The organism is Microbacterium sp. CFBP9034 (assembly GCF_034045255.1).
Taxonomy (GTDB): domain Bacteria; phylum Actinomycetota; class Actinomycetes; order Actinomycetales; family Microbacteriaceae; genus Microbacterium.
This window is the reverse complement of the sequence record NZ_JAXCWC010000001.1, coordinates 127,529-144,813: the sequence shown is the minus strand read 5'-3', so window position 1 is coordinate 144,813 and position 17,285 is coordinate 127,529. Positions and strand designations below refer to the sequence as shown.

Annotated in this window: 12 protein-coding genes; 6 read left to right on the top strand and 6 right to left on the bottom strand. The window is 71.3% G+C overall.

The genetic code is table 11. The features are described 5' to 3' along the window. Positions 1-41: 41 nt before the first annotated feature. Complete coding sequence (locus SOM19_RS00590) at positions 42-593, bottom strand: ECF transporter S component (RefSeq protein ID WP_320484613.1); 552 nt, start codon at positions 591-593, stop codon at positions 42-44. 243 nt (positions 594-836) lie between these two features. Here SOM19_RS00590 and SOM19_RS00585 point away from each other — a divergent pair, with 243 nt between their 5' ends. Then, entirely contained in the window at positions 837-3,746 is a 2,910-nt protein-coding gene (locus SOM19_RS00585; protein ID WP_320484612.1) for a S8 family serine peptidase, read from the top strand. A gap of 97 nt (positions 3,747-3,843) precedes the next feature. Here the strand turns inward: SOM19_RS00585 and SOM19_RS00580 are convergent, their stop codons facing one another. Both SOM19_RS00580 and SOM19_RS00575 read right to left on the bottom strand, forming a co-directional pair. Then, positions 3,844-4,836, bottom strand: coding sequence for a pirin family protein (locus tag SOM19_RS00580; RefSeq protein WP_320484611.1), 993 nt, complete (start codon positions 4,834-4,836; stop codon positions 3,844-3,846). 13 nt (positions 4,837-4,849) lie between these two features. Next, positions 4,850-5,170, bottom strand: a complete 321-nt coding sequence (locus tag SOM19_RS00575) for a GNAT family N-acetyltransferase (protein ID WP_320484610.1) — start codon at positions 5,168-5,170, stop codon at positions 4,850-4,852. Positions 5,171-5,374: 204 nt separating this feature from the next. Between SOM19_RS00575 and SOM19_RS00570 the strand changes: the two genes are divergently transcribed. Beyond that, complete coding sequence (locus SOM19_RS00570; protein ID WP_320484609.1) at positions 5,375-6,223, top strand: SGNH/GDSL hydrolase family protein; 849 nt, start codon at positions 5,375-5,377, stop codon at positions 6,221-6,223. Between the two features lie 72 nt (positions 6,224-6,295). Then, a complete protein-coding gene (locus SOM19_RS00565; RefSeq protein ID WP_320484608.1) occupies positions 6,296-8,818 on the top strand; it encodes a DEAD/DEAH box helicase in 2,523 nt (840 codons plus the stop codon). Between the two features lie 46 nt (positions 8,819-8,864). Here the strand turns inward: SOM19_RS00565 and SOM19_RS00560 are convergent, their stop codons facing one another. Then, positions 8,865-9,737 carry an SDR family oxidoreductase gene (locus SOM19_RS00560; protein ID WP_320484607.1) on the bottom strand — a complete coding sequence of 291 codons (873 nt, stop codon included), beginning with the start codon at positions 9,735-9,737 and terminating at the stop codon, positions 8,865-8,867. Positions 9,738-9,940: 203 nt separating this feature from the next. Between SOM19_RS00560 and recQ the strand changes: the two genes are divergently transcribed. Next, a complete protein-coding gene (gene recQ / locus SOM19_RS00555) occupies positions 9,941-11,953 on the top strand; it encodes a DNA helicase RecQ (protein WP_320484606.1) in 2,013 nt (670 codons plus the stop codon). Positions 11,954-12,007: 54 nt separating this feature from the next. On the opposite strand, the gene SOM19_RS00550 is transcribed toward recQ, so the two are convergent. Both SOM19_RS00550 and SOM19_RS00545 read right to left on the bottom strand, forming a co-directional pair. Next, positions 12,008-13,279: a GNAT family N-acetyltransferase gene (locus tag SOM19_RS00550; RefSeq protein ID WP_320484605.1), complete on the bottom strand. Its 1,272-nt coding sequence runs from the start codon at positions 13,277-13,279 to the stop codon at positions 12,008-12,010. A gap of 72 nt (positions 13,280-13,351) precedes the next feature. Further along, complete coding sequence (locus tag SOM19_RS00545; protein WP_320484604.1) at positions 13,352-13,849, bottom strand: GNAT family N-acetyltransferase; 498 nt, start codon at positions 13,847-13,849, stop codon at positions 13,352-13,354. Positions 13,850-14,085: 236 nt separating this feature from the next. Between SOM19_RS00545 and SOM19_RS00540 the strand changes: the two genes are divergently transcribed. Together SOM19_RS00540 and SOM19_RS00535 are read left to right on the top strand one after the other, a co-directional pair. After that, a complete protein-coding gene (locus SOM19_RS00540) occupies positions 14,086-16,191 on the top strand; it encodes an acyl-CoA dehydrogenase family protein (protein WP_320484603.1) in 2,106 nt (701 codons plus the stop codon). Positions 16,192-16,298: 107 nt separating this feature from the next. After that, positions 16,299-17,264, top strand: a complete 966-nt coding sequence (locus SOM19_RS00535; RefSeq protein ID WP_320484602.1) for an NAD(P)-dependent alcohol dehydrogenase — start codon at positions 16,299-16,301, stop codon at positions 17,262-17,264. Positions 17,265-17,285: the final 21 nt, after the last annotated feature.

Here is a 17,285-nt window from a genome sequence, read left to right as displayed (position 1 = left end):
ACTTAGCCGACCCTTACCCGTGGACGGAGCCGTCGATCCTGTCAGCCGGCGCGGTGGCGCGGCACGCCCGCGCGACGCAGGGCGTGACCGATCGCGAGGCCGACCGCCGTCCATAGCACGGGCCCGAGGAGGAACAGCGCGACGTAGACCACCTGTCCCCACAGGGGGAAGCGGGAGATGTCGGCCGCGAACCAGATCGCCGCGGCGATCACCGCGCCGATGATCACCGCGGAGAGGTAGAAGCGCCAGGGCTCCCAGCGCCGGTAGCGCGAGACCGCGGCGATGAGTTCCTGCAGGCCGCCGATGAGGAGTGCCGTGCCGATGTAGCGGCCGATCCAGACCGGGACGACCGCGCTCGCCACGAGCGCCGCGACAAGGTGGGTGATGAGCGCGACCCAGGGTGCGCGGAGCAGCTCCTGGGCGACGACACCGGGCAGCACGTGCACACCGAGCACGAGCCCGTAGAGGATCGGCACGGCCGCCGAAACGGGGGCGCTGATCGCTCCGGCGCCCGCCTGAAGCACACCGGCCGCCACGCCGATCGCGGCGCAGGTGAGCAGAACGCTCGTCGACAGTCGCGATGTGTGGGCCACCTGCCCACAGTACTTGCCCTCGACTCCGCGTTTCTCACCAAGTCCTCATGTGAGCCGTCCCGGCCCGAGGTTACGTTTGAGCCTGTTGCGCTCCGACGATGTTGCGCGGCTTTTCAGTCCTGCACCACCTTCGTTGGAGGCCACACGATGGGTCGAACCTCCGTGCGAGCAGCAGCGGTCGTCACACTCGCCGCCCTGTTCACCGGTTCAGCTACCGCCAGTTTCGCTGCAGCGCCGGAGGAGGTGAGAACCCCCATCCCGATCGACGCTCCCGCCGGTCGCTACATCGTCCTGCTCAAGGACGCCCCGCTGGCGACCTACGAGGGCGGAGAGAGCGGCCTCGCGCGCACCAAGCCCGACAAGGGCAAGCAGCTCGACGCGAACTCGGCGTCGTCGCAGAAGTACGTCGCGCACCTCAAGAAGCAGCAGAAGGACATCGCCGCCGACGCGGGCGTCGAGCCCGCTGCGACCTACCAGGTGACCCTCAACGGCTTCGCGGCCGACCTCACCGGGGAGAGCGTCGCAAAGCTCCGCGGGAGCAAGGACGTCCTCGCGGTCTACGCCGACGAGGTGCGCCACCCCACCGCGGTGCCCTCGACCGAGTTCCTCGGTCTCGGCACAGGTGCCAAGGGCACCGGCGGCGTCTGGGATGCCGTCGGAGGGGTGAAGGAGGCCGGCAAGGGCGTCGTCGTCGGCGTCGTCGACACCGGCATCGCGGCCACCAACCCGTCCTTCGCGGGCACGGCGCTCAAGAAGAGGGCCGGAGCCGAGCCGTACACCGTCAACGGCGACACCGTCGTCTTCGACAAGGTCGACGGCGGCCAGTTCCGCGGCACCATCGTCACCGGCGAGGGGTGGAACAAGCACGACTACTCCACGAAGCTCATCGGCGCCCGCTACTTCAGCGAGGGCGCGGCTGCGGCCGGGTTCGACTTCAGCTACGACTACCTGTCCCCGCTCGACGGCGACGGTCACGGCTCGCACACTGCCAGCACGGCCGCCGGCAACTTCGGCGTCCAGGCGTCGGTCGAGGGCGTCGACTTCGGCAAGGTCTCGGGCGTCGCGCCCGCGGCCAAGGTCGCCTCGTACAAGGCGTGCTACGTCGGTCCGGACGACCTGGTCACCACCGACGACATCTGCGCGCTGAGCGACCTGCTGTCGGCGATCGACCAGTCCGTGGCCGACGGCGTCGACGTCATCAACTACTCGATCGGCGGAGGGTCGGCGACGACCGTCCTGCAGGCCGACGACATCGCGTTCTTCAACGCGGCCGCGGCGGGCGTCTACGTCGCCGTCAGTGCCGGCAACGACGGGCCCGGGGCTTCCACCGCAGACCACGCGGCGCCCTGGTACACGACGGTCGCGGCATCCACCATCCCGACGTACGAGGGCACCGTCCAGCTGCCCAACGGCTTCGAGGAGGCGGGAGCCTCGGTGAGCGTTCCGTTCGGCGAGACGGTCACCGGTCCGGTGGTCTACGCCGGCGATGTCGCCGCGAGCGGCGCGCCCACGACGGAGGCGGCCCTGTGCTTCCTCGGCAAGCTCGACCCGGCGAAGGTCGCCGGCAAGATCGTGGTGTGCGACCGCGGCACGAACGCCCGCGTCGAGAAGTCGCAGGCCGTGGCCGAGGCCGGCGGCACGGGGATGATCCTCGTGAACGTCAACCCGGGCTCGCTCGACAACGACTTCCACTCCGTCCCGACGGTGCACCTCAACGCCCAGCACCGCGCCGCGCTGCTCGACTACGTGCGCAACACGGCGGGCGCGACGGCCACCCTGGTCGGCGCGAACGTGACGGGCGTCGAGACCCCGACGCCGGTCGTCGCGGGCTTCTCGAGCCGCGGCCCGATGCTCGCGGACGGCAGCGACGTCATCAAGCCCGACGTCTCGGCGCCCGGCGTCGCGATCCTCGCGGCGACCCACAACGGACCGCAGGAGGCTCCCACCTTCGGCTTCAAGTCCGGCACCTCGATGTCGTCCCCGCATGTGGCCGGCCTCGGCGCGCTCTACCTCGGTGAGCGGCCGCTCGCCTCTCCCTCCGAGGTCAAGTCCGCGCTGATGACCACCGCGTACGACACGGTCAACGACGACGGCTCGACCAGCACGGATCCGTTCGCCCAGGGCGCCGGTCACGTGGACCCGACGAAGTTCTTCGACGCGGGCCTGCTGTACCTCAACGGTCCGGCCGAGTGGGCGGGCTACCTGCAGGGTCTCAAGCTGGCCGACTTCGGCGTGGAGCCGACCGACGCGAGCGACCTCAACCTCGCCTCGATCGGCATCGGCTCGCTCGCGGGTCCGCAGACGGTCACGCGGTCGGTCACCTCGACGAAGGCGGGCACGTTCACCGCGTCCGCACAGGTCGAGGGCGTCGATGTGGTCGTCGAGCCCCGCACGCTGACCTTCGACAAGGCGGGTCAGACGAAGACCTTCTCCGTCACGTTCACCAAGGCCGCAGCCGCCGTCGAGACGTGGGCGACCGGCTCGCTCACCTGGACGAGCGGTGCCACGGCGGTGCGCTCGCCGATCGCGGTCTTCCCCGTGACGGCGGATGCCCCGGCCTCGGTCGACGGCAGCGGCGCCGACGGCAGCGTCGACGTCGAGATCACGCCCGGCCTCACCGGCACGCTCCCGCTGAACCTGGCAGGACTGGCGCGTGAGAACGTGCTCGTGGACGGCGACGAGACCACCGGTGCGGCGGACGACGGCTACAGCTACTACGTCGTCGAGGTGGAGGAGGGTGCCGAACTGGCCCGCTTCGCCCTCGACTCGGCGGACGACGCCGGATCCGACCTGGATCTCTCCGTCTACCGCGTTGTCGACGCCGAGAACTGGAGCTACTACGAGACGTGGTCGTCGGCATCCGGATCCGCCGATGAGGCGGTCCAGCTGACGGCCCCGACGGCGGGCACCTACCTGGTGGAGGCGCACGTGTACTCGCACACCGCGCCGTTCACGTGGCAGGCGACGAACACGGTCGTCATGCCGGAGGGCGAGGGCTCGCTCACCGCGACGCCCAACCCGCTCCCGGTGACGGAGAGCGTGCCGACGCAGTTCTCCGTGTCGTGGTCGGGACTCGAGGCCGGAAGCTACCTGGGCGTCGTCCGCTATGGCGACTCGCAGGTGCGCACCGTGCTCACGGTCGATGTCCCGTAGGGATTGAGGCAAGGGAGGGCGCTCGGGCTTCGGCCCGGGCGCCCTTCGTGCATCCGGCGGCAGGGCCGGCGCCTCAGCCGGTCAGAGACCGCGCCCGTCAGACCCGGCGCCGCCGCTGCGTGAGGCGCACGGCGGGAAGCGGCGGGGCCGGGATCCGCTCGTCGCCGTGGTCGACCACCCGGCCGAAGCGCTCGCCGCCGGCCTCCCAGGCTTCGCGGGCATCGACGATCTCCTCGTGCGTGCGGCCGACGAAGTTCCACCACATCACGATGTCGTCCTCGAACGGCTCCCCGCCGAGGAGGAACAGCGTCGCGCCCGCGGTGCTCGAGACCTCGATCGCTTCGCGGTGGATGCCCAGGTAGAGCAGGTGGCGGCCGTCGACACCGACGCCGGAGTCCGGGTCGGGACCGGCGTGTACGGCGACATCGCCTTCGACCCCGATCAGCGCGTGCTCCCAGGCCGGATCGAGCGGCAGGCGCACACGCGACCCGGCGGGAACGCGGATCTCCGCGCCGACGATCGGGGTGTAGGTCGTGGCGGGCGAGGCGGTGCCGGCGAATTCGCCGAGCACGACGGTCGCCGACCCGGGCGAGCCCTCGACGGCCGTGAGCTCGATCTCGGGCAGGACCGCGTGCTGCTCGAACGCCGGAGGGCCGTGCCGCCGCCCCTCGGGAAGGGCGACCCACAGCTGCAGCGCGTCGAGGGGTGCGGCATCCTCCCCGATCGAGTACTCGGAGTGGGCGATGCCCGCACCGCTCGTCATGAGGTTGAGCGCACCCCGCCGGACGGTCACGTCGCTGCCGACGGAGTCGCGGTGGCGGACGTCTCCCACGAACGGCCACGTGACCGTCTGGAGCCCGATGTGGGGATGGGGCTCGACCCGCATGCGCGTCACCTGCGGACCGAAGCGGTCGAGGAAGCACCAGGCCCCGACGAGGGGCAGGTCGCGCTGCGGCAGCGCGCGTCGCACCTCCATCGCCCGCACGCCGCCGAGCGGCACGTCGCGCGCCTCGAGCAGCAGCGAGCGCGGTCCGTCGCACGAGGCGGATGCCTCGGTCGCGACGGCGGCGTCGGTGTCGAGCCTGGTCATCTGCGCGGTGTCGTCACTCGGGGTGGACGTGCGAGGGCCACTCGATGGAGAGTCCGGGCACGTCGTGGTCTTGGAGGTACTTCACGACCACCGGGCAGTGCGGCACGACCGTCTCGCCGCGGCGCGCGGAGTCCGCCATCGCCTCGGCCACGACCTGCTGTGCGAGTCCGCGGCCACGGAAGGCCGGGTCCACCTCGGTGTGCGGGTAGAGGTAGCGTCCCTGGCGGTCCACGCGGAACGTGGTGAACCCCGCGAGGACGTCGCCCACGTGCACTTCGTAGCGGGTGTCCTCGTCGTTTCGCACGACGGTGATCTCATCGGTGGTGTCGGTCATCGGCATCCTTTCGTCGACGTCTTCAACGTAGGCGCCCGCGCGGGTGTTCCGCCATGAGCATGCGAGTCGGGCTGCCGTGTCGCCCACCCCCTGGCGGCGGCGCGCCCGCAGGTCTATCGTCGGCCACATCCCGCTCCGCCCTGCGCGCCCGGGACGGTTCTGGGGGGAATCGATCGACCCGATCACTCGATTCAAGGGGGAATCATGAAACGTCGTGCCATCGCGCTGGCCGCCATCCTGGCGCTGGGGCTGTCCGTCCTCAGCGCCGCACCCGCTGCCACTGCCGCCGAGCCGGGCGCCGTATACGTCGCGCTCGGCGACTCGGAGGCCGCCGGGACCGGCAACCTCCCCTACGTGGACCAGAGCTGTCTGCGCTCGAAGAAGGCGTATCCGGTCCTGCTGAGCGCGATGCTCGGCACCGGCGGAGTCGCGTCGAGCGCGTGCGCGGGCGCGACGACGCAGGACGTCTCGGGCCAGCTCGGCGATCTCGGATCGGCGACGCAGCTCGTCACGATCACCGCCGGGGTGAACGACCTCGCGTGGCAGCAGGCGCTCCAGGACTGCAGCAGTGCCGGCACCGCAGCGGATTGCGCGGAGGCCCTGCAGGCGGCCGCGCTGGCGCTGGGGCAGCTTCCGACGCGCATCGGGACGATGATCGGCACCGTGCGCACGCTCGCGCCGAACGCGATGATCATCGTCACCGGCTACCCGATGCTGTTCGGCGAGGTCACCTCGCGCTGCAGCGTCGGCGCCTACCAGGGCACGCCGGTCAAGTTCACCGCGCAGCAGGCGGCGGCCGTCAACTTCGCGCTCACCCAGGTCAACGCGGCCATCATGGCCGGTGTCGAGGGCTACAAGGCGCTCACGGGCGACCCGGCCGTGGAGTACGTCGACGTCACCGCCGGATTCGAGGGGCACGCGCTGTGCGACACCGGCGCCCGCTGGGTCAGCGGACTCGTGTCGGGAAAGGCGACGAGCGATCGCGGCTTCCACGCCAACGTGGCCGGGCAGCAGGCGTACGCGGCGATCATCGCGGCGGCGCTCGCGAGCTGAGCCGAGGCATCCGACCGCTTCCTCGATCTCTGCCGGGCCGGCAGTCGCCTTCCGGCCTGGCAGACTCGGGGCATGCCCGTCTCCCTGCTCGACGCCGTCCCGCGCGGCGCCGACGACGACACCGCCTACCTGGGTTTCGTCGAGTGGGCCTCGGACCGTGGCCTGACCCTCTATCCGGCGCAGGACGAGGCGGTCATCGAGATCGTCTCGGGCTCGAACGTCATCCTGTCCACGCCGACCGGCACCGGCAAGTCGCTGGTCGCCGTCGCCGCGCACGCGGCCGCCCTCGCCCGGGGCGGACGCACCTACTACACGGCGCCGATCAAGGCGCTCGTGAGCGAGAAGTTCTTCGCCCTCGTCGAGATCTTCGGCGCCGCCAACGTCGGCATGGTCACCGGCGACTCGTCGGTCAACCCCGATGCGCCGATCATCTGCTGCACCGCCGAGATCCTGGCGAACCTCGCACTGCGGCGAGGAGCGGATGCCGAGGCCGACCAGGTGGTGATGGACGAGTTCCACTACTACGGAGACACTGACCGCGGGTGGGCCTGGCAGGTCCCGCTCCTCTTGCTTCCCCGCGCCCAGTTCGTGCTGATGTCGGCGACGCTGGGCGACGTCACCGCGATCGCCGACGACCTCTCGCGCCGCACCGGCCGGCCGACGGCGCGCATCACCGGAGTGGAGCGACCGGTACCGCTGCACTTCTCCTATGCGCGCACGCCGATCCACGAGACGGTCGAGGACCTGCTGCAGACCGGGCAGTCGCCCGTGTACGTCGTGCACTTCTCGCAGGCCGCGGCCATGGAGCGGGCGCAGGCGCTCTCGAGCATCCGGGTCGTCAGCCGCGAGCAGCGTGACGCGATCGCCGAGGCCATCGGGGGCTTCCGTTTCAACACCGCGTTCGGCCGCACGCTGTCGCGGTACGTGCGGGCGGGCATCGGCGTGCACCACGCCGGGATGCTGCCCCGCTACCGGCGGCTGGTCGAGACGCTGGCGCAGCGCGGGCTGCTGCGGGTCATCTGCGGCACCGACACCCTGGGCGTCGGCATCAACGTGCCCATCCGGACGGTGCTGATCACCGCCCTCACCAAATACGACGGACAGCGGATGCGGCAGCTCAGCGCCCGCGAGTTCCACCAGATCGCCGGCCGCGCCGGCCGCGCGGGCTACGACACCGCGGGCACGGTCGTCGTGATGGCGCCCGAGCACGACATCGAGAACGCGGCCGCGCTCGCGAAGGCCGGCGACGATCCGAAGAAGCTCAAGAAGGTGGTGCGCAAGAAGGCGCCGCAGGGATTCGTGAACTGGGGCGAGGCGTCGTTCGAGCGCCTCGTCGACGCCGAGCCCGAGCCGCTCGTGCCGCACCTGCAGCTCACCGCCGCGATGCTCATCAACGTCATCGCGCGCGGCGGGGACGTGTTCGCCAACGTGCGCTCGCTCGTGCGCGACAACCACGAGCCCCGCGCTCGGCAGTACGAGCTCGCCCGCCGGGCGCTCGCGATCTTCCGCACGCTGCTGGCCGCCGATGTCGTCGAGGTCGGCCCGGACGGTTCGATCCGGCTCACGGTCGACCTGCAGCCGAACTTCGCGCTCAATCAGCCGCTGTCGCCGTTCGCGCTCGCCGCGATCGGCCTGCTCGACCCCGATGACGCCCCGGGCGCCGCCGGCACCGGCCACTACGCGCTCGACGTCGTCAGCGTGATCGAGTCGACGCTCGACGACCCGCGGCCGGTGCTCTCCCAGCAGCAGTTCCTGGCCCGGGGCGAGGCGGTGGCGGCGATGAAGCGCGACGGCATCGAGTACGACCAGCGCATGGAGCTCCTCGAAGAGGTCGGCTACCCGAAGCCGCTGGAGGAGCTGCTCCTCCAGTCGTACGAGGTCTTCGCCACGAGCCAGCCGTGGGTGCGGGACTTCGAGCTTTCGCCCAAGTCGGTCGTGCGCGACATGTTCGAGCGGGCGCTGTCGTTCGCCGAGCTCATCAACCACTACCAGCTCGCCCGCAGCGAAGGCCTGGTGCTGCGGTACCTGAGCGACGCCTATCGTGCGATCCGCCAGACCGTGCCGTCCGAGGCGCAGACCTCCGACCTCCTCGATCTCATCGCGTGGCTCGGCGAGCTGGTGCGACAGGTGGACTCGAGCCTCGTCGACGAGTGGGAGGCGCTGATCAACCCGGTCGACGCGCTGGGTCAGGGCCCGGCCGCCGACATCGTGCCGCCCGCACCTCCCTCGGTGCTGACCAATCGCCGCGCGTTCCTCGTGCTCGTGCGCAACGAGCTCTTCCGCCGGGTGCAGCTCGCCGCGCGGCAGAGAGACGACGAGCTGCTCCTCCTCGACCCCGACGTGGACTGGCCCGCCGCGCTCGACGCCTACTTCGATGAGCACGACGAGGTGCTGACGGGCGGACCGGCGAGGTCGCCGCGTCTGGTGGAGATCGATGAGACGGAGGCCGCGGCATCCGGTCTCTGGCGTGTCGAGCAGACGATCGACGACCCCGAGAGCCACCACGACTGGCGGATCCGCGCGGTCGTCGACCTCGCCGAATCGGAGGAGGCCGGGTCGGCCGTGGTGCGAGTCACCGAGGTCGTGCGGCTCTAGCCGGGACCACGGTTCGAGCGGTTTCGAGCGCGAAGCCAGCGTCCGCTCAGCCCAGCCCGAGGCCCCCGTCGCTCGAGAGCACCTGTCCGACGACCCATGCGCCGTCCGGCGTCGCGAGCCAGGCGATCAGCCGCGCGGGATCGGCCGGCTCGCCGAAGCGCCCGAACGGCGTGCTGCGCATGTACTCGGTGATCTCCTCGAGCGGCCGGTCGGTCGTCTCGGGGTCGAGATAGCCGGTGTTCACGGGGCCCGGGTCGATCGTGTTCAGGATGATGCCGAGATCGAGCAGCTCGGCGGCGACGGTCTTGGTGATCCCGGCCAGCGCCGCCTTGCTCGTCGCGTAGGCGACCTCACCGCGCATCGGACCGTGGATCTGGCCCGAGGTCATCCAGAACACGCGGCCCACGGGCTCGGTGAAGGGCTCGGTGCGCGCCGCGCGCTCACCGGGTCGGGCATCCGGTGCTGCCGTGCGGTGGAGTGCGGCGAATGCCTGGGTGAGCAGCAGGGTCGAGCGCGTGTTGGCCGTCCAGAATGCGTCGAGCCGCTCGGCCGTCATGTCGAGGATGGAACCGTCGCCGCCGCTCTGCGCGTGGTTGCACACCAGGATGTCGAGCCGCCCGGTGAGGGCGCGGGCGCTCTGGATGAGGCCGGGGATCGCCTGCGCGTCGCGCAGGTCGGCGCTCAGGTCGCCGAACGCCGCACCCGGCAGGAGCGCTTCCCGCAGCTCGGCGCGGACGGCCTCGAGGTCGTCGCCGCCCCACGGCAGGTCGACGTCGTGCGGGCGGTAGTGGTGGATGAAGACGCTCGCGCCCAGCGCGGCGAGCCGCGAGGCGACGGCGAACCCGATGCCCCGGCGGCGTGAGACGCCGGTGACGAGCGCCGTCCTGCCGTGCAGGGGGAGGGTGGTCGAGGGGAACATGAGAATGCCTTTCGTGCCCGCGCCGAGCGGGCGGGTGGAGGGTGACGGAGGCGCGGTCACAGGCATTGCATGGAGCCGAGGGTACGCGGGGTCCCCGGGACGGTGCAAACCCCCGCTCCTCCCCGGCGCCGTCGTCGGCCGCAGCTGTCCACCGGGCTCGCGCGCGGGGATCGGCGTCAGGGCCCCGGGCTACCCTGGAGGCGATGACCATTCCGCAGGGTGACCCGTACGCCGACCTCGTGTGGGACCCCGACGAGCTCGCACCGCCGCCCGAGTTCGACGAGCCGCCCTACATCGAACCCTCCCGGGGCTCCTCGTCGGCTGCGCGGCCCTTCGCTCCCGGCACCGGCACAGGCGGCGTCGCAGCCGCCCCGCTCGCATTCGCGTCCGCGCCCCGCCGCGACTTCGCCGGTGCAGACGCCCGCGCGGTGCTGCACGAGGTCTACGGCTACGACGCCTTCCGCGGCGAGCAGGCCGCGATCGTCGACCACGTGATCGCCGGCGGAGACGCCGTCGTGCTCATGCCCACCGGAGCCGGCAAGAGCGTCTGCTACCAGGTGCCCGCCCTCGTCCGTCCGGGGACGGGGCTGGTGGTGAGCCCTCTCATCGCGCTCATGCACGACCAGGTCGACGCGCTCGTGGCCAACGGCGTGCGGGCCGCGTACCTCAACTCGACGCAGTCGCCGCCCGAGCGCGCCGCGGTCGAGCAGGCCTACCTGGCCGGCGACCTCGATCTGCTCTACGTGGCGCCCGAGCGGCTCAACACCGAGACGACGCTGCGGTTCCTCAGCCGCGGCCGGCTCAGCATCATCGCGATCGACGAGGCGCACTGCGTGTCGCAGTGGGGCCACGACTTCCGGCCCGACTACCTGGCGCTGGGCGATCTCGCCGAGCGTTTCCCCGGCGTACCCCGGCTGGCGCTCACGGCCACGGCGACACCGGCGACGCATCGGGAGCTCAGCGAGCGGCTGCGGCTGCCCGACGCGCGTCATTTCGTGTCGAGCTTCGACCGGCCGAACATCCAGTACCGCATCGACGCCAAGACCGATCCCCGACGACAGCTCGCGGCGTTCATCCGCTCCATGCCCGAGGGCGCGGCCGGCATCGTGTACGCGCTCAGCCGCAAGTCCGTCGAGCAGACTGCGGAGTTCCTGCGCACCCAGGGCTTCGACGCCCTGCCGTACCACGCGGGGCTCGACTCCTCGGTCCGTGCGGCGAACCAGTCGCGGTTCCTGCGAGACGACGGCGTCGTGATGGTGGCGACCATCGCGTTCGGCATGGGCATCGACAAGCCCGACGTGCGCTTCGTCGCCCACATCGACCTGCCCAAGTCCGTCGAGGGCTACTACCAGGAGACGGGCCGTGCCGGGCGTGACGGCGACCCCTCGGTGGTGTGGATGGCGTACGGCCTCGGCGACGTGGTGCAGCAGCGCCGCATGATCGACCAGAGCCCGGGCGACCGCGCGTTCAAGACCCGTCTGGGGCAGCACCTCGACGCGATGCTGGCCCTGTGCGAGACGATCGGATGCCGCCGCCAGAACCTCCTCGCGTACTTCGGCGAGGCCTCGACCCCGTGCGGCAACTGCGACACGTGCATCGAGTCCCCCGAGACCTGGGACGGACTCGTCCCCGCGCAGAAGCTGCTGTCGACGATCGTCCGACTTCAGCGCGAGCGCGGCCAGGCGTTCGGCGCCGGGCACCTCATCGACATCCTGCGCGGTGCCTCGACCGAGCGGGTGCGTCAGCAGGGCCACGACAAGCTGTCGACCTACGGCCTCGGCGCCGACCTCAGCGAGCAGGACTGGCGCAGTGTCATCCGCCAGCTGCTGGCGCGCGGCATCCTCATCGCTCAGGGCGACTACGGCACGCTCGCGCTCGGCGAACCCGCTGCCGCGGTGCTGCGCGGCGAGGCACCGGTGCCGCTGCGCCGCGATGCGCTCGGCCGCACCACGACGACCCGGGTGCGCAAGACCTCGGCCTCCGACACCCTCGCCGACCGCGATCGCGGTCTCTTCGAGGCCCTGCGCGATTGGCGGGCCGGCGTCGCCAAGGAACTCGGCGTGCCGGCGTACATCGTGTTCGGAGACGCGACGCTGCGAGCCCTCGCCGAGATCCGGCCCGGCAGCCTGGCCGACCTCGATGGCGTCACCGGCATCGGCGCGAAGAAGCGCGAGGCCTACGGTGAGGCCGTGCTCGGAGTCGTCGCCGCGGCCTGAAGAAGGCGCGTTGTCCACAGGCCCGTCGCGCGGCGGGCCGATAGCTGCTGCCGCCTACGTCGCGACGGGCGGGAACGACCGTACGCGTTCGACGCGCAGCACGTGCGGCAGGGCCGACAGGTCTCGGGTGCCGTCGGGGCGAGGGAACTCGTAGACGTCGACCATGAGCTGCACCGGGTAGTCGATCGACTGCACGACGGTCTTCACCCAGCGCCCGTCGATGAAGAAGCGCATGCGGTCCCGCGTCCACTCGACGGCGTAGTCGTGCATCTCGGTGAGGTCGCCGTCGACGCGGACCTTCTCGAAGTCCTCGCGGAGCCGAGGGTCGTTCTGCGGCTTCACGCCGACGCCCACCCAGCCGCCGCCATCGTCGAGGTCGCTCCCGAAGATCTCCGCGATGCACAGCTCGCCGCAATCGGCGGGTTCGTCCTCGAACCCGATCGGCCAGACGGCGACCATGACGTCGGGATGGCGGATCGCGGCCATCCGCACCTCTATCACTCCGTGATGCACCAGCCATCCGCGGTGCTCGGGCTGCTCCTCTGTCACCACGAGGCCGCTGCGGAACCGGTGCTGGCCGACGCTGCTGCCCACCGGTCGGGAGTGCTGACCGGTCTGGAGGTGCGACACCCGGAGGTCGCCGTCGAGGTCGGGGGCCCAAGGGGCGGTGCCCTCGTCGATGCGCAGTTCCAGCCCGCGCGGGCCGACGCTCCAGCGCGCCGCCGACGCCTCTCTCGACGCCCAGTGCGGGGTGTAGAAGGGCCACCACCTCGCCTCGTCGAGCGTCGGGCCGACGAAGCGCTCGTCGACATCGGGCGTGCGCGCAGCGAGATCGAGGGGCGACACGTCGAGCACCCAGGTGTTGAAGGTGAGCTCGCCGCCGCGCCACGGCATGGTCGCCGACCCGCGGTGCTCGAACCCGGCGGAGCGGCACAGGGCGTTCGACGCCGGGTTGTCGACCCCGGGATACGCGACGAGCAGCTCGCGGCGACCGTCGGCCGCGACCAGCCGGACGAGCTGTCGCAGCGCCTCCTTGGCGACTCCGTGCCCCTGCCACCTCGGTTCGACGCTCCATCCGGTCTCGAACGCCGGCGTGCCGTCGTGCTCGGTCTGCCAGTAGCCGATGCCGCCGGCCGGCTCGCCGTCGACATCGATGCGCATCATGCACGCTTCGCCGCTGTCGTTAAGCCGCAGGTACCGTGCGTGCCGCTCGAGCACCTGCTCGGGAGTCTCGGGGCCGCCGAGGTGGGCGGTCATCTCGGGGGTGTTCGCGCGTTCGAGCACCGGAAGGTCGCCCTGTCCCCATCGCGTGAGCGTGATCGCCATCGCACCGCCGTTTCGTCGCTCTCATTGTGCCGGTGGCTCCGGACGTTCGGGCGGTCGCGGCATCCGTCCCGTTCAGACCATCGGTCCGGCGGACGTGTGGATCAGCCAGACGTTCACCGGCACCGGGTCGCCGCCGTCCTCCGCCGGGAACGCCGCTGTTCCGGCGAGCGAGAACCCGACCCGCCGGCACAGGGCGCTGGAGGCCGCGTTGGCGGGGTTCGAGTAGCCGACGATGAGGCGCCGGTCGCCGGTCGCCGCGGCCAGGCGCACGACCTCGCCCAGCGCCGCGGACGCGACGCCGCGTCCCTGCCACCCGGGCTCGACGACGCAGCCGATCTCGTAGGCCGGTTCGCCGGCGTGCTCCTCGTCCCACCATCCGGCGTAGCCGGCAGCGGCGCCGTCCACCTCGACGCGGAACATGCGCGCGCCGCCGCCGAGGTATTCCGCGTGGCGTTCGGCGAGGGCGTCCTCGGCCTCCGGACCGCCGAGATAGCGGGTGAGCTCCGGGGTGTTCGCGCGGCGCAGCATCTCGATGTCGTCCACACCCCACGGCACCAGCGTCACGTGCATCGCGGCATCCGCCCCTCTCGGTCCCTGGCCCCTCATCCTCGCGCCCCGGCTTTCACCGACACAACCGCAGCGGGTGGAAGGGGCGTGAAAGCAGCGCAGTGTGGGGTGCGCACAACGAGACGGGGACCGAGCGTGCGCGAGTGTTGTGGAACAGCTCCAAGTGCTTTGGTCGGCCGTTGTGGGAGTCCTACCGTCGACAGTGACTTTCCTGTCTCCGACGCCGAAAGGTGACGCACATGGCCGACGCCGCCGTCCGCTCCTACAAGCCCGCCACGAGCAAGCGCACGCCTGCCGGCGGAGCACCCACCGCCCCGCACACCGCGGCCGAGGCATCCGATCCCCGCATCGATGTCGCCGCCGTCACCGACCTGCTCCTCGGCACGTGGGGCGACACCCGCCGCGAGGCGCGAGAGATGATCAAGGATCCGGCGTTCTGGCGCGTCGAGGGCATGCCCATGGCCGAGCACCGCGAGCGCGCGCTCAGCCAGATGCACCTGCTCGCCGATGCCGGCGGCTCGCGCCGGAACCTGCCGGAGGAGTACGGCGGCCTCAACGACAACGGCGCGAACCTCGCGGGCTTCATGGAGCTCGTGCTGGCCGACCCCAGCCTGCAGATCAAGAGCGGCGTGCAGTGGGGCCTGTTCGGCTCGGCCGTGTTCCAGCTCGGCACGAAGAAGCACCACGACCGGTGGCTGCAGAGCATCGCCGATCTGACCCTTCTCGGCGCCTTCGCGATGACCGAGACGGGGCACGGCTCGGACGTCGCGGCCATAGGCACGACCGCCACGTACGATCCCGAGACGGAGGAGTTCGTCATCCACACGCCCTTCCGCGGTGCGTGGAAGGACTATCTCGGCAACGCCGCGCTGCACGGCACGGCGGCGACGGTGTTCGCCCAGCTCATCACCGGCGGCGTGAACTACGGCGTGCACTGCTTCTTCGTGCCGCTGCGCGACGAAGACGGCGCGTTCCTCCCCGGCATCGGCGGCGAGGACGACGGCGTCAAGGGCGGGCTCAACGGCATCGACAACGGCCGCCTGCATTTCGATCACGTTCGCGTCCCGCGGGAGAACCTCCTCAACCGCTACGGCGACGTCGCGGCCGACGGAACGTACTCGAGCGAGATCCCCACACCCGGTCGCCGGTTCTTCACGATGCTCGGAGCGCTCGTCCAGGGCCGCGTCTCGCTCGACGGCGCTGCCACCACCGGCACCGCGCTCGCGCTGCACATCGCGCTCACGTACGCGAACCAGCGTCGCCAGTTCGACTCCGGAGCGGGCAGCGACGAGGTCGTGCTGCTCGACTACGGAAAGCACCAGCGACGCCTGCTGCCGCTCCTCGCCCAGAACTACGCCCAGTTCTTCGCCAACGACGAGCTGCTGCGCAAGTTCGACGGTGTGTTCTCGGGCCGGAGCGACACTCCGGAGGAGCGCGAGGACCTCGAGACCCTCGCTGCGGCGCTCAAGCCCCTCTCGACCTGGAACGCGCTCGACACGATCCAGGAGGCGCGCGAGGCGTGCGGCGGGTCGGGCTTCCTCGCCGAGAACCGCCTCGTCGGCCTGCACCAGGACCTCGACGTGTACGTCACCTTCGAGGGCGACAACAACGTGCTCCTGCAGCTGGTGGGCAAGCGGCTCCTGTCCGACTACGCCACGCAGTTCCGGGGGAAGGATGCCGCAACCCTCGCGCGCTACGCGGCCCGGCAGACGGCCGGCAAGCTCTTCCACGGCGCCGGCCTGCGCCAGCTCGGCCAGACCGTGGCCGACTTCGGCTCCACCGCGCGCTCGGTCGAGCTCGGCCTGCGGGAGGACCAGCAGCACGAGCTCCTCGCCGGCCGCGTGCAGCAGATGGTCGCCGACCTCGCCGCACGGCTGCGCCCGGCATCGAAGCTCTCCCCCGCGGAGGCCGCGGCGCTCTTCAACCAGAACCAGAGCGAGCTCATCGAAGCCGCGCGGGCCCACGCCGAGCTGCTGCAGTGGGAGGCGTTCACCGACGGCGTCAACAAGGTCGAGGACGCCGGCACCCGGCACGTCCTCACCTGGCTGCGCGACCTGTTCGGGCTCTCGCTGATCGAGAAGCACCTCGCCTGGTATCTCATCAACGGACGCCTGTCGGCGCAGCGCGGCGGCGCGGTGTCGCGGTACATCGACCGCCTCTCGGCGCGGCTCCGCCCCCACGCCCAGGACCTCGTCGACGCGTACGGGTTCGCGCCCGAGCACGTGCGCGCGCCCATCGCGTCGGGCGCCGAGCAGGCGCGGCAGGACGAAGCCCGCGAGTACTACCGCGCGCTCGCCGCGTCGGGCACGGCACCGGTGTCGGAGAAGTCGCTCAAGAAGAAGTAACCGCCGCCCGGGGTTTCGCATCCCGCGCCTGCTGTGTAAAGGATTCTTGACATCGCGTGAGAATGCGAGCTAACCTCGTGTAAACAATTCTTTACACGGGAGCAATCATGCGCGCAGTCGTCTACCGGGCCTACGGCGGACCCGAGGTCGTGGAGGTCGTCGATCGGCCGAAGCCGGTCGCGGAGCCGGGCACCGTCGTGGTGCGGGTCGAGGCGTCATCGGTCGGGGCATCCGATGCGGCGTTCCGTTCGGGCGAGCCGTTCGCCGCGCGACTCTTCTCGGGCCTTCGGCGTCCGCGCCAGAACGTGCAGGGCTCCGACTTCGCGGGTGTGGTCGACTCCGTCGGTTCCGACGTGACGACGTTCGCACCGGGCGACGCCGTGTGGGGCGCGACCGGTATCGAGATGGGCTCGCAGGCGGACTACGTGCGTGTGAAGGCGGCCGGCGTTGTGGGGCCGCGTCCGGATGGCCTGTCGGCAACGGATGCCGCGGCCCTGGTCGATGCGACGGCGATGGCGTTCCTCCGCGACACGGCGCAGCTGCGCGCAGGCGAGCGCGTGCTCGTGAACGGCGCGTCCGGCGCCGTCGGGACGATGGCGGTTCAGCTCGTTCAGGCATGGGGCGCCGAGGTGACGGCGGTGTGCAGTGCAGAGCGTGCCCAGGCCGTCCGCGACCTCGGTGTCCAACGCGTGGTCGACTACCGGGCCGTGGATGTCCTCCGCCTGGACGAGCGGTTCGACATCGTGTTCGACGTTCACGGAAGTCTCGGATATCGCCGGGCGCGCCGCATCCTCGCCCCCACCGGGCGCTACCTGATCACGGTGCCGACGTTGGGCGCGTTCGCCTGGCATCTGCTCACCCTCGGCGCGCGCGGACGTCGCTCGCGGATCGCGCTCACCGGTCTGCGGAGGGATGCCGCGAAGCGAGCCGATCTCGCCGCGACCGCCGACCTCGTCGCGGCGGGAGCACTTCGCGCCGTGGTCGAGGCGGTCTACCCGCTCGACGAGGCGAGCGCGGCGCACGCGCACCTCGATCGCGGGAGGGTCGGCCAGCTCGTCCTCGCGATGGAGTGACGTCGGGAGTGCGCCGTAGGG